Source organism: Staphylococcus sp. HMSC65H10 (assembly GCF_001839185.1).
GTDB lineage: Bacteria > Bacillota > Bacilli > Staphylococcales > Staphylococcaceae > Staphylococcus > Staphylococcus simulans.
Genome location: NZ_KV840428.1, coordinates 1 through 12,681 on the forward strand (window position 1 = coordinate 1; position 12,681 = coordinate 12,681).

The window sequence follows — 12,681 nt, forward strand, 5'->3', positions numbered from 1 at the left end:
TTTTTTAGTGTCTACTATAGGGGGAGCATATCACATAATGCGATAGCTGCTCTTGTTGTATTTAAACTTAGTTAAATAATTTATCTACACTTTTAGTTGTTTCTTTTAATACTTCTACAGAGTGGCTAAACTCTTTAGTTTCTCTTTCATTTAAAGGTGTTTCATAAATTTTCACTGCACCTGCACGGTTTACAAGTGTCGGTACACCGATGTAAACATCTTTATGACCGTATTCACCTTCTAAGTAACTTGAAACTGTTAATACAAGATTTTGGTTACGTAAAATGGCTTTAGAAATGTGTAATAAGCCCATTGCGATACCATAATAAGTTGCGCCTTTAGCTTTAATGATGTCATAAGCTGCATCACGTGTATTTAAGAAGATTTCTTCAATACGTTTTGCACGTTCAGGATCACCATTTAAAATGTCATATAAATTTTGACCTGCAATACTTGCTTGTGACCATACTGCTAATTCTGAATCACCATGTTCACCAATAATGCTAGCATTAACACTTTCAGGTGCTACACCAAATTCTGCACCTAATTCATATTTGAAACGTGCTGTATCTAGAATTGTACCAGAACCGATAACACGTTCTTTTGGTAAACCAGAAACTTTTTTAGTGACATAAGTAAGCACATCTACTGGGTTAGCAGCAATTAAGAAAATACCATCAAAACCGCTGTCCATAATTTGACCCACAATTGATTTGAAGATTTTAGTATTTTTTTCTACTAAATCTAAGCGTGTTTCACCAGGTTTTTGGGGTGCACCTGCAGTGATAACAACTAAATCAGCATCTGAACAATCAGCATATGAACCTGCTGTAACGATAGATGGTGATTCACCATAAGGCATACCATGGTTTAAGTCTAGTACATCGCCTTTTACTTTTTCTTCTACTAAATCAATAATTACTAATTGATCAGCAACACCTTGTGCTACCATAGCGAATGCATAACTAGAACCTACTGCACCATCGCCTACTAAAACTACTTTATTCGCTTTTACATTACTCATATTACTTACCCTCTCCAATTTAGAATCGCTTCTATGTGATTTATTTCACATATACAAGATACCAATTTCAGCCTATAAAATCAATGCGAAATGCTTGGAAATTTTACACATTGTAAACATTTACCGACAATACAAAAGACGCTGTAATGATGAAGGTTATTACAGCGCCTTTTTGATTAAATTTCAATTTGATCATCAATGTCATTTGGTATAAAACCTAATGCATTGACTTTGTTATTTAAATAACTAAGGATATAACGCATGACTAACGGACGCTCTGGTTCATTATGAATTTCATGGTAGAGTCCTTCCCATGCTTTATAATAAAGTTCGTCTGTTTTTACACGTTTTTTGATTTCTACAATCGCATCGGTGTCTAAAATTTGATCTTCTTTCCCATACATTAAGCACATTGGGATACTTTGGATGTCTTCTAAATGTTCTAAAGTCTTTTTCATGACATGAACAACTTCTTTATACCAATGGTAAGATACTTTTGTCAGCATCAAACCATCTTCTTTAGTTTCTCTTATAACTTCTTCATTTCTTGTTAAATGCTCTGGTTCAATGCCTACATTAAAGCGCATATCTTTAACGCCTGCACCAATATTAGATGTAAATAGATTTTTGCGTGTTTTAGCATTTGTCTTAAACGCAACTAATGGCGAAAGTAAAATAATACCTTCAATCGGCAACTCAGTTCTTTCCATTAAATTTAATGTAATCAAACCGCCTAAGCCGACACCCATTAAAAATGTAGGTAATTTATATTCACTCGCTATTCTCAACCATTCCAAGATATGTTCGTGATAGACTTCAAAGTTGTCGATTTGACCTTTATTAGATCTTGAAGTTTGGCCTTGTCCAGGCAAATCACCCATAATCACATGATATCCATTTCGTCTGAGTGATGTAATCACATAGGCATATCTGCCTGTATGTTCTAATATATTATGAGCAATAACTATGACACCTTTTGCTTCACTTTCTGTTTCCCACTTCCACATATCAACGACTACCCTTCTACTGAATTAATTACTATTATTGTATCAAAACGAACCGATTAAAATCTATTTAGAACTGATATATATACTCAACTGAATTAAGGATAACCTTTTTAGTATTGTGTTCTTTTCTCATATCAATTACATAATTTACTATTAGTGTTATTTATAAATAAATAAGTATATTTGTATATTGTTAACGTTTTCATACATTTATGAAACATGATACACTATTTTTAACAGAGTTGTATGGGAGGAATTTACATGCCATTAGTCAAAGATTTTTTTATCAGTTTATCAAATAACACTTTTTTGAACCAAGCAGCACGAAAATACGGACCTATGTTAGGTGCCAGTAAAGTAGTTGTTGGTAACTCGATTGATGAAGTTATTAAGACAATCCAAACACTTAATGACAAGGGGATTACGGTGACTGTCGATTGTCTTGGTGAATTTGTAGATTCAAAAGAACAAAGTATTAAAGAAAAGAAAATTATTTTAACTGTACTACAAGCAATTTACGACAACGATTTAGACGCACATATTTCTCTTAAAATCAGTCAATTAGGCGCAGAGTTCGATGTAGATTTGGCAGAACAGAACTTAAGAGAAATTGTAGAAAAATCAAAGTCACTTGGTAATATTCATATCAATATTGATACCGAGAAATATGCAGGCTTATCAAATATCCTCTACGTATTGGATGAATTATCAAAAGATTATGATAACATCGGAACAGTAGTTCAAGCTTATTTATATTCAGCCGACAATATGATTGAAAATTACCCGCACATTCGATTACGTTTAGTCAAAGGTGCTTATAAAGAAAATGCGTCTATCGCCTACCAAACTAAAGAGGACATCGATGAGAATTACATTAAGCTTATCGAAAAAAGACTGAAAAGTGCGAAGAATTTTACATCTATCGCTACACATGACCACAAAATCATTGATCATGTTAAAAAATTCGTTAAAGAGAACAACATAGATCGTGATAATTTCGAATTTCAAATGTTGTATGGTTTCCGTTCAGAGTTAGCTTATGAAATTGCCGAAGACGGTTATCATTTCTGTATCTATGTTCCATTTGGCGAAGATTGGTTCGGATACTTTATGCGACGTTTAGCTGAACGTCCGCAAAATTTAAATTTAGCTGTCAAAGAATTTGTGAAACCTAAAACACTTGCTGTAGGCTCTGGCGCAATTGCTGCAGTTATTGGTTTAAGTTTCGGTCTCAAAGGCTTAAAGAAACGCAAGTAAATACTGTATTCATGAAAAAGGCAAGACCACTATCGGCCTTGCCTTTTGTCTGTTATTTTTAATTCAAAAACACTTATTGAATTGATTTTAATAAGTTTGCCATTTCAATTGCAGCCATTGCTGATTCTGCACCTTTATTGCCTGCTTTTGTACCTGCTCGTTCAATTGCTTGTTCAATTGTCTCAGTTGTTAGTACACCGAAGATTACTGGCAAGCCTGCTGTATCACTCACTTTTGATACGCCTTTTGCAACTTCATTACATACATAATCATAATGAGATGTTGCTCCGCGAATGACACAACCCAATGTAATCACTGCATCATACTTATTTGTTTCTGCTAATTTTTTAGCAGCTAGTGGAATTTCAAATGCACCTGGTACATATGCTACATCAATATTATCATTTTCTACTTCATGACGGACTAATACATCTTTAGCCCCTTCTAATAAGCGACCTGTAATAAAATCATTAAAACGACTCACAACAATACCGATTTTTAAATCTTTACCTAATAATTTACCTTCAAAGTTCATGTTAATTCCTCCAATAATATCGTTAAAATTTATTAAATCATGTGTCCCATTTTTTCTTTTTTCGTTTGCATATAATCATGATTGTGACTACATTCAGGTACAATCAGTTCAATTCGCTTTTCAACTTCAATACCATAATGTTTTAATCCTTTGAATTTTTCTGGGTTATTACTTAACAAGTTCACTTTTTCAATGCCGAAGTGTTTTAAAATTTCAGCAGCATGATAATAATCTCGTAAATCTTCTTCAAAACCTAATGCTAAATTCGCAGTGACTGTATCGTGACCTTGTTCAATCAGTTCATAGGCTTTCAGTTTATTAATTAAGCCAATGCCTCGACCTTCTTGTGGTAAGTAAATCACCATACCGTCGTGTTCATCGATGTATTTCATTGCTGCTTCTAATTGAGCACCACAGTCACAACGTTGACTATGGAAAATATCACCTGTCAGACAAGATGAATGAATACGTACATTTTCAACGTTTTGAATGTCACCTTTAACAATTGCTACAATTTCATCATGTGAATAATCTGATTCAAATCCATACATATCAAATGTACCGAAATCTGTAGGTAGTTTTACTTTAGCTTTTGCATGCATGTGCTGTTCATGCAATTTACGGTAATGAATTAAAGATTCAATAGTAATCATTTTTAATTGATGTTTTTCTTTAAATGCTTGGAGTTGCTCACCTTTAGCCATTGTGCCGTCTTCATTCATGATTTCACAAATGAGACCTGCTGGTTTTGAGCCTGTCATACTTGCTAAATCTACAGCCGCTTCCGTATGTCCTGGACGTACTAGAACCCCGCCGATTCTAGCAATCAATGGAAATAAATGACCTGGTCGATTAAAATCTGCACTTGTACTCTCATCATTAATCAAAGCTTTAGCTGTCAGCATTCTCTCAGCAGCGCTGATACCTGTCGTAGTATCGATATGATCAATACTTTCAGTAAATGCTGTACCAAATGCATCGCTGTTATCTTTAACCATCGGCTCTAAATTTAATGAGCGTGCGATAGAAGGAACTAGAGGTGCACAAATTAAACCACGTGCTTCTCGTGCCATAAAATTGACTGTATTTTCATTCATCAATTCCGTTACAGCTACTAAGTCCCCTTCATTTTCTCGGTCTTCATTATCCACAACAATAATACTTTCACCTTGTTTTAGTGCTTCAACTGCACTTTCGATATCATCAAATTGCATTTCTGAACACTCCTCTTAGAATCCGAATTGCGCTAATTTATCTGGCGTTAATTCAGTATTTTGATTTGAAATTGCTTTTTGTACATATTTAAATAACATATCCGCTTCCAAATGCACGGTATCACCGACACGCTTTTGACCTAAAATCGTTGCGCGTTTTGTTTCTGGAATTAAATGAATATCAAATTGGCCTTCTGCTAATCTGAAAATCGTTAAACTTGTTCCATCAACCGTGATTGAACCTTGTTGAACCATTTGGTCAGTAATAGATTTAGGACATTGTATGGTCATGATATTAGAATTAGATGACGGTCTGATTTTTAGGACTTTTCCGACTTCATCGACATGACCTAACACAAAATGGCCGCCAAATCTGCCCTGACTCGGCATAGCGCGTTCAAGATTGACCGAGCTGCCTTTAGTCAGTTGATTGAGATACGTTTTATTTTCTGTACCTTTGATAACATTCATATCAAAGGATTTCTGATTAAAGGAAGTTACTGTTAAACATGCACCATTGACACTGATTGAATCGCCGATATGCATATCTTCTAAAATTGTTTCACATGCTATCGAGAGTTTTATGACATTTTGTTCTGTCACAAGGCGATCAACCGTACCGATTTCTTCTACAATACCGGTAAACATGAAATCACTTCTTTCTTAATACAACTTTGATATTTTGATCAATGATTTCAGAATGGTCAATTTCAAATTGAGGAGTTTGTTCTAAAGGAAGTACATTGTCAGTTTGATAAAACTGATACTTGCCAGAACCTCCAATTACTTTCGGGGCGTAGTAAATAATCAGTGTTTGGACACACTGTGATTGGAGAAATTGTGAAGTCACTTTAGGTCCGGCTTCTACATAGACTGAGCCGATACCTCTTTGATATAAATCTTTTAAAATAGTTTCAATAGAACAATCATCTAATACAATGATTTGAATATTAGACCCATGCTCTTTTGTTTTTAATTGTGTATTTTCTGTATACACAAGCACAGGTGTCTGTTGATCAGTAAATAAAGTTTGTGTGAAATCCAAATGACCGCTTCTCGCTAACACCACACGTACAGGCTGTCTTTCTCCTTCTAACCTTACCGTTAAACTCGGATTGTCAGCTTGTACAGTACCTGCACCGGTTAGAATAGCATCATGTCTTGCTCGATGTTTAAACACATCCTGTTTCACACCTGGATTTGAAATCCATTTACTTTGACCGTTATCTGTCGCTTGCTTTCCATCTAAACTGACACTCACCTTTAAAGTTACTTCAGGTATCTGTGCTTGTTTAGCTTTGAAAAAATCTGTATACATAGCTTCTGCTTGTGCATCATGCTGATATTCCACTTCTATACCTGCTTCAGTTAAAATCTCATCACCAGGTGAATCTAAAGTTATATCTTTCATCGCATATACAACTTTTGAAATACCTGCTTCAATGATTTTATTGACGCAAGGCGGTGTAGAACCAAAGTGTGTGCAAGGTTCAAGCGAAACATAAATCGTTGCGCCTTCTGCATCTGCACCTGCCATATCTAAGGCTTGTACTTCCGCATGACGTTCACCTTGTTTTAAATGCGCACCTAAACCGACAATTCTGCCTTCTTTAACCACGACAGAACCAACAGCAGGGTTCACACCCGTTTGGCCTTCAGCCATTTTTGCTAATGCAATCGCATTTTGTAAAAATCGATTCAAACAATCACCTCATTAAAATAAAAAAATTCCGTCACCTAACTAAAGAGGCAACGGAAAAATGTATCATCACCGTATTTAAACAGAGTCCACCCATGTTAAAAATTGCTAACACAAACTAGACTTCACTTAAATACGCGTTTTAAATCATATTTAATGACGTCTTGATTCTTTCTCCCATCCAGACTTTCACTGTCGGCTCTAGATTCACACTAGATCAGCCATACTCTAAAATAGAGTACAGGTCGCAGGCTTATGTTTTTACTGCCGGTTGGGAATTGCACCCTGCCCCGAAAGAATATTATGAAATTGTTTCTGAATCGAACGAGCAATACTTTGCTCATATATTTATCATAGCTTATTTTAATTTAACTGACAATAATTATTACTTAATGATTATCTATTCTCCGAATGAAATTCATATAAACTATTAACCGCTTGTACAGATTGACGCACAATCATATTGACACCATTTCGTGCTTGGTTGATGCCATTGGTAATCTGACCAATCGCAATTAAGTGTGGCAGTGTTCCGTATCTCGGGCTGATGACTTGATTTGTTTCAGGCACAATTTGAATGCCGCCCATCGGATGCGCTTGCACAATTTGTCTATTCGCAATATCAATTAAAAAGCCGTCATCTTCATCTAAATCTTTTAATTGTGTTCTAGGTCCAGTCGCATTAATCACAACATTATATTGTTCAGTTTCGTTTGAATCTTTATATTTGAAAACAAAGGTATCATTTTCTTGTACAACTTTTTCTAAATCTTTTTTGATTAACAAGTGTCCCGCTTCTATCTCTTCTATAAGCAAACGTGCTGTGCGTGGCGGCATTGGGTTGGAATTCGCTTTTAAAATCGGCATGTAGCGTTTCATAAACTCCCTTTGATCTTCAATGCTTAAACTATTCCAAATCCAGTTCATATTTTCTTTTATCGTTTCTAATAAACTTTGGAATACACCTAATATTTCTGGGTGAGCTAAATCATATTTTAAATCTTTAATTGGGTCGCCGACTTTTCTATTGATAAGCTGTTGAAGCGGGATATTCAAATCCTCACACTCTTGCTTAAAGAGATGAATAGCAGTCTCTAGTGGAACTACACCAAAATGAGATTTAATAATCTGATTAAAGTTTTCTTTAGTTAGATACTTTAATGTAATTTCTGGCATTTCTCCTCTGACACTCGGCAACTCTCCACGTCGACTCACAGCCGTCAATGGTAAGTTAGGATGATGCTTCACAACATAACGAATAACATCCAGACTAGATAAACCTGTTCCGATTACTGCGATATCATCCGTATCTTCCACTGTATTTAATGTTTCATATGTGGGATAAGGTGATTTAATAAATCCTTTTAATCCTTTTAACTGGTATGGGTCATGATACGCCATCGTACCGACTGTCAAAAAGACATAGTCATATTGACGACATGCCTCTTGTTCATGATTGGTACAAATAAAGTATTGAATATGCGCATCTTTTTCAAAACCCTTTTCCAAGTACATTTCAGTCGCTTTTTCAGTAATAATATGAATATTGTCATACATGTCATTAAATTTATCGAGGTAACTTTTCATATAATGTCCAAAGACAAATCTTGGTAAATAAGTCGCATTCTCAAATTTAAAATCATTTTGTTGTTGATACCAACGATAGAATTCTTCCTGATCTTTAGAATTTAATGACATATCCTTACTTGGTAAATTAATTAGTAATTGTGAGCTGTCATTTTGAAATGGTACACCTTGTCCCATATTTTTAGCATTGTCATAAACATCAATGTCTAGTTCTTTGAAATATGGGTGTTGTTCTAATTGTCTTAAAATACTGACACCTGCAGTGCCCATTCCGATTATTGCAACACGCATACAAATAACCTCCTACTCTTCCTACATAACTACCCTGTTTATTGCTTCACCTTCTATTATGCAACAAACAAAAATAAAGCGAAACAATTAAATCACATTCATTTAATCATTTCGCTTTAAACTATATATTATATTGAATTATTATTGATGTTCTTTGTCATCTTTATAAACAAATAACTTGTAGTATTTACCTTCAGTATTAATCTTTTTATAGAAATCTGCAATAAGTGATGCGTTGCTTTCTGCCCATTTGATATCTGTTGCATATTGGTGTTCACCAGGATTCTTAGGATTCCATCTCATACTATATAACGTATTTTGATCTGGATTTGATAAGAAGTGCTTATGAATAAATTCTGCACCACCATCAATCGCTTTTTCTGGTGTATCCCAACCATGCTTTTTAGCATATTCAGCACCCGTTTTAATCGGGTCTTCATCTAATGCGCCGACACCATAGAAGTTGTAGTATTTTTTACCATCAATTTCTACACCTTTTGATAATTCACTTTTTACAGCACCTGTTTCCAAGATAGCATGTGAAATTAAGTATACTTCATTTACTTGTCGTTTTTTAGCTGCATGAATAAAGTCTTCAGTATGTGCTAATAATGTAGGTCTGTCAGCAAGCATACGTTTGATTCTATTTTTATCGATACCTTGATATTTAGATAAATCTAAGAATTGATACTTTTGAGTTTTATCATCGATAAATTTTTCACTGTCCATGGCTTTCTTGATCTCTGTTCCTGTAGCATCATGCCATCTATCATTTTTGTCGGAAACTTGTTGGCTTGTATAGTTATTAATTTGTTTTTTAGCTGCTTGATTCAGAGTTACGTCCAAATGTTCAACTGTTTCTTCTTTTTTAACATGTTTAAACAATATTTGGTCGGAAATCATAGAAAAGAAAATATAACCTGTCACAGCCAAAATAACAAGCAGCCCTATAATTGCGAAGATAGAGCCTTTCTTGTGTTTCGTCATAATTACACCTCTTAGGTCAAGTTAAAGTGAACTGCTTAACACTATGTAACACGGTGTTGAAGCTTCTCGGCGCATTCATGATGACTGATTTATTTCCTACCGAGCTATCCCCATAGTTCCTACGGTTTTATAACACTTAAAAATTATTTCGTTTTGATTCTAAATCTTAACACTTTTTGCAGTGTATCACAATTTAGAGTTATCCAACCACCATTCTATCATATCTTATTCCATAGAACGTGCTTGAAGTCAGAATGTAATATTGCTGTATTCTTTCAATAACATTTCTATAACCTCAGTACATGATTCGTGCAAAATAACATCCTTCAAATAAAAAACAGCCTATTTATCTACAGACATTTCTGTAATAAACAGGCGAATACTAGCTTTCGTTTTTAATTATTCCGGACGTTTGTACTCCATAATTATAAAACTAGCTGCTTCTGATCTATTCTTATAGTAGTAACGGTTCAAATCGATTGTACCTTCAATTTTGCCATCACGATACATCATTTCATTTGTCATATTATTAATCATTACAAAATCTGAACTATCTTTAATCATATCCAATTCATCATGGCGTGCGAAAAAGTGTTCTAAATTCAAGTGTGCGTAATCCATGGAATCCTCCCATCTATTAGTAAATTATGTTTAATCATGCTTATTATGTCGAAAACTACAATTTATTTTGTTAAATTATTTAATTCTACCCTTCTATTTAACACCTATTTTGTACATTTAGCAAATGAAAGAATTAATCCGCTTCGTTAAACTCAAACCAACCAGAAATAATATGTTATGTACAAAGATTGAAAGTGTGGAGTGATGAACACAGAGACATTAATCATCCGACACCAAGGTATCATTTATGCTTTATTAAAAAGATATAATATTAAGTATGATATTGACGAATATGCCCAACTTTTATCCATCAAAATGTGGTCATTATTACGACAATTTGATACGTCCATTCATAATAGCATGAGCGGTTATTTATTTCAAAGGCTGAACTACTATCTCATCGATTTATTTAGAAAGAAAAGTAAAGTTTTAGAAGAGAGTAATCAAGCAATCATCTCCGATATTAAAGATACAAGTGATTACTCAGATTACAATTATCTCACGCAGTTGATCGCATCTGAATATTACTTGCTGCTTAATGACTATGAACGCATGTGGTTGAATTTAAAATTATGTGGTTATAAACAGTTCGAAATACAAACTTTGATGAAGAAGTCAGCGACTACAATCAGAAAGTATCAAATGCAAGTTCGCCATAAACTTGCACCTTTAAAACACTTTCTTAAAGGAGAGATGTCATAATGGTTGTTTGTGAACGTCCAAGAATTTTATATTTCACTTTCTACCCTCATCACACTTTCCAAATAGAATGTGTTTACAACATGTTTCATGGTTTAACGAAAGTACCATTAAAATCTTATATGAATGCATTATTAAGACGTGAATCACCTCAATCTAAATATGCATCATATGAATTGAAACAAATGCTCAATATTCGTAAACACTTGCCATTAATCGTGAATCAACAAACCATTTTATTCCCTATACAGAATAAACGTGCACCTATCCAATACTTTGTAAATGGTTTGGAAATCATAGGTCTAAAACAAGAACGCTATACGACAAGACTGATCTTTAAAAATGGTGTGCAGTTAGTCGTAAACGCCCATTACTCATTTGTGCATCGTAAGTGGTTAGAATGTATCTTCTTACATTTTATGACTTTTCATGACGCTGATTAAAGCGATTTTCTAACAACTTTTTTGTAAAGAATGCTGTAACGATTTTCATTAAAATACTTGCGACGATCAACGATATAATGCCACCTATTAGAATTAATGCTAATTGTACAAGTGATAAATCGACTTGTGGATTTACAAAATATTGAACGACACTTAAACTCGTTAGTAAACCAAATAAAAATAAACCTAGTAATAATGCATTGATAAGTAGCATCCCAACAATAATTAAGAATAGTGAGGCTGTCCCTTGATGACGCTTTTTAAAGATATGCGTTCTTAAAAATTGATTTGAAAACTTGATAGGCTGTTTATAAGTTAATGTATCAGTCTGATCGTTTTCTAAATCCTTTAAAACTTGGTTCAACTGATCTTTTTCTTTCTTATTTAGGAACCAAAGTTGCTTTTTTACTTTTGTTTCAAATTGCTCTTTTTTCACGACATCTATACACCTGCCCAGTAAAATTTTAAAAAGAGGCAGAAATAACTTTACGATAAGGACTGATACCTTGGTAAAGATTATTTCTGCCTTTATTTTATACTAGAATCAATTATCATGATACTAGATTTCTCATTTAATTATAGAATTGAAAGTCCTGATTTTTGAATATCTTTCGCAAATCCTTCAACAGTATCTACTGATAATTCATTGATATCTCTGCCGATATTTGGAATTTTGCTGATAACGCCTGCTGGGCATGTGATAATATCTGCACCAATTTCATCTGCTTGAATGACATTAAATAATTCACGGCAACTTGCCCATAATAATTTTACGCCTTTTTTAGAATGTGTTACTTCTACAGATTCTTTCATTAGTGGTAATGGATCCACACCAGTATCCGCAATACGTCCTGCAAAGACAGAAACATAAGTTGGAACACCTTCTGTGACTGCATCTGTAATTTCTTTAACTTGTTCTAAAGTATATACTGCAGTTACGTTTAATTGTACGCCGTCAGCTGATAATCTTTTAATTAAAGGAATTGTAGACTCACCTTTTGTATTCACAATTGGAATTTTAACGAAAACATTTTTACCATATTGTTTTAAAATTTCCGCTTCTTTTTCCATTGTTTCTAAATCATCCGCAAATACTTCAAATGAAATTGAAGCATCTGGAATTTCTTTCACAGCTTCCTCAGCGAATGCTTTATAATCTGTAACACCTGCTTTAGCCATTAAGCTCGGGTTTGTTGTGAAACCGTCTACCTCGTTATTTTTGTAAGCTTTTTTCATTTCTTCAATATCTGCACCATCCGCAAATACTTCTACATTCAAATCTGCTTTTACCATAAAATAAGTGCCTCCTTATTACTG

Annotated in this window: 14 protein-coding genes and 1 riboswitch; of the genes, 3 read left to right on the forward strand and 11 right to left on the reverse strand. The window is 34.1% G+C overall.

Annotated elements, in window-relative coordinates:
• Positions 1-67: 67 nt before the first annotated feature.
• Together HMPREF3270_RS13115 and HMPREF3270_RS13120 are read right to left on the reverse strand one after the other, a co-directional pair.
• On the reverse strand, positions 68-1,024 hold the full coding sequence (locus HMPREF3270_RS13115; RefSeq protein ID WP_002481237.1) for an L-lactate dehydrogenase: 957 nt from the start codon (positions 1,022-1,024) through the stop codon (positions 68-70).
• 176 nt (positions 1,025-1,200) lie between these two features.
• A complete protein-coding gene (locus HMPREF3270_RS13120) occupies positions 1,201-2,031 on the reverse strand; it encodes an alpha/beta fold hydrolase (RefSeq protein WP_002481238.1) in 831 nt (276 codons plus the stop codon).
• 261 nt (positions 2,032-2,292) lie between these two features.
• On the opposite strand from HMPREF3270_RS13120, the gene HMPREF3270_RS13125 reads away from it, so the two are divergent.
• On the forward strand, positions 2,293-3,288 hold the full coding sequence (locus HMPREF3270_RS13125; protein ID WP_070848397.1) for a proline dehydrogenase family protein: 996 nt from the start codon (positions 2,293-2,295) through the stop codon (positions 3,286-3,288).
• Between the two features lie 73 nt (positions 3,289-3,361).
• On the opposite strand, the gene ribE is transcribed toward HMPREF3270_RS13125, so the two are convergent.
• From ribE to HMPREF3270_RS13160, 7 genes are all read right to left on the reverse strand, one after another.
• On the reverse strand, positions 3,362-3,823 hold the full coding sequence (gene ribE, locus HMPREF3270_RS13130) for a 6,7-dimethyl-8-ribityllumazine synthase (protein WP_070626312.1): 462 nt from the start codon (positions 3,821-3,823) through the stop codon (positions 3,362-3,364).
• Between the two features lie 32 nt (positions 3,824-3,855).
• Positions 3,856-5,037, reverse strand: a complete 1,182-nt coding sequence (locus HMPREF3270_RS13135) for a bifunctional 3,4-dihydroxy-2-butanone-4-phosphate synthase/GTP cyclohydrolase II (RefSeq protein ID WP_070848398.1) — start codon at positions 5,035-5,037, stop codon at positions 3,856-3,858.
• Positions 5,038-5,052: 15 nt separating this feature from the next.
• On the reverse strand, positions 5,053-5,685 hold the full coding sequence (locus HMPREF3270_RS13140; protein WP_070848399.1) for a riboflavin synthase: 633 nt from the start codon (positions 5,683-5,685) through the stop codon (positions 5,053-5,055).
• Positions 5,686-5,689: 4 nt separating this feature from the next.
• Positions 5,690-6,739 (reverse strand): bifunctional diaminohydroxyphosphoribosylaminopyrimidine deaminase/5-amino-6-(5-phosphoribosylamino)uracil reductase RibD, encoded by a 1,050-nt coding sequence (ribD, locus tag HMPREF3270_RS13145; RefSeq protein WP_070848400.1) that lies wholly within the window; start codon positions 6,737-6,739, stop codon positions 5,690-5,692.
• Positions 6,740-6,901: 162 nt separating this feature from the next.
• Positions 6,902-7,038, reverse strand: a riboswitch (FMN riboswitch).
• 94 nt (positions 7,039-7,132) lie between these two features.
• Positions 7,133-8,614, reverse strand: coding sequence for an FAD/NAD(P)-binding protein (locus HMPREF3270_RS13150; protein ID WP_002481244.1), 1,482 nt, complete (start codon positions 8,612-8,614; stop codon positions 7,133-7,135).
• A gap of 141 nt (positions 8,615-8,755) precedes the next feature.
• Complete coding sequence (locus tag HMPREF3270_RS13155) at positions 8,756-9,601, reverse strand: peptidoglycan release complex glucosaminidase SagB (RefSeq protein WP_002481245.1); 846 nt, start codon at positions 9,599-9,601, stop codon at positions 8,756-8,758.
• A gap of 399 nt (positions 9,602-10,000) precedes the next feature.
• Positions 10,001-10,222: a hypothetical protein gene (locus HMPREF3270_RS13160; RefSeq protein ID WP_023016000.1), complete on the reverse strand. Its 222-nt coding sequence runs from the start codon at positions 10,220-10,222 to the stop codon at positions 10,001-10,003.
• Between the two features lie 204 nt (positions 10,223-10,426).
• Here HMPREF3270_RS13160 and HMPREF3270_RS13165 point away from each other — a divergent pair, with 204 nt between their 5' ends.
• Positions 10,427-10,924, forward strand: a complete 498-nt coding sequence (locus HMPREF3270_RS13165) for a sigma factor (RefSeq protein WP_070848401.1) — start codon at positions 10,427-10,429, stop codon at positions 10,922-10,924.
• Positions 10,924-11,364 (forward strand): hypothetical protein, encoded by a 441-nt coding sequence (locus HMPREF3270_RS13170; RefSeq protein ID WP_070848402.1) that lies wholly within the window; start codon positions 10,924-10,926, stop codon positions 11,362-11,364. Before HMPREF3270_RS13165 ends, HMPREF3270_RS13170 begins: the two co-directional genes overlap by 1 nt.
• Here the strand turns inward: HMPREF3270_RS13170 and HMPREF3270_RS13175 are convergent.
• Together HMPREF3270_RS13175 and HMPREF3270_RS13180 are read right to left on the reverse strand one after the other, a co-directional pair.
• On the reverse strand, positions 11,339-11,800 hold the full coding sequence (locus tag HMPREF3270_RS13175; RefSeq protein WP_023016003.1) for a hypothetical protein: 462 nt from the start codon (positions 11,798-11,800) through the stop codon (positions 11,339-11,341). The genes HMPREF3270_RS13170 and HMPREF3270_RS13175 overlap by 26 nt on opposite strands.
• A 140-nt stretch (positions 11,801-11,940) precedes the next feature.
• Positions 11,941-12,657, reverse strand: coding sequence for a transaldolase (locus tag HMPREF3270_RS13180; protein WP_002481250.1), 717 nt, complete (start codon positions 12,655-12,657; stop codon positions 11,941-11,943).
• Positions 12,658-12,681: the final 24 nt, after the last annotated feature.

Coding starts and splice junctions, on each gene's coding strand:
- HMPREF3270_RS13115 (WP_002481237.1), bottom strand. CDS start 1,024: ATGAGTAATGTAAAAGCGAATAAAGTAGTTTTAGTAGGCGATGGTGCA.
- HMPREF3270_RS13120 (WP_002481238.1), bottom strand. CDS start 2,031: ATGTGGAAGTGGGAAACAGAAAGTGAAGCAAAAGGTGTCATAGTTATT.
- HMPREF3270_RS13125 (WP_070848397.1), top strand. CDS start 2,293: ATGCCATTAGTCAAAGATTTTTTTATCAGTTTATCAAATAACACTTTT.
- ribE (WP_070626312.1), bottom strand. CDS start 3,823: ATGAACTTTGAAGGTAAATTATTAGGTAAAGATTTAAAAATCGGTATT.
- HMPREF3270_RS13135 (WP_070848398.1), bottom strand. CDS start 5,037: ATGCAATTTGATGATATCGAAAGTGCAGTTGAAGCACTAAAACAAGGT.
- HMPREF3270_RS13140 (WP_070848399.1), bottom strand. CDS start 5,685: ATGTTTACCGGTATTGTAGAAGAAATCGGTACGGTTGATCGCCTTGTG.
- HMPREF3270_RS13150 (WP_002481244.1), bottom strand. CDS start 8,614: ATGCGTGTTGCAATAATCGGAATGGGCACTGCAGGTGTCAGTATTTTA.
- HMPREF3270_RS13155 (WP_002481245.1), bottom strand. CDS start 9,601: ATGACGAAACACAAGAAAGGCTCTATCTTCGCAATTATAGGGCTGCTT.
- HMPREF3270_RS13160 (WP_023016000.1), bottom strand. CDS start 10,222: ATGGATTACGCACACTTGAATTTAGAACACTTTTTCGCACGCCATGAT.
- HMPREF3270_RS13165 (WP_070848401.1), top strand. CDS start 10,427: ATGAACACAGAGACATTAATCATCCGACACCAAGGTATCATTTATGCT.
- HMPREF3270_RS13170 (WP_070848402.1), top strand. CDS start 10,924: ATGGTTGTTTGTGAACGTCCAAGAATTTTATATTTCACTTTCTACCCT.
- HMPREF3270_RS13180 (WP_002481250.1), bottom strand. CDS start 12,657: ATGGTAAAAGCAGATTTGAATGTAGAAGTATTTGCGGATGGTGCAGAT.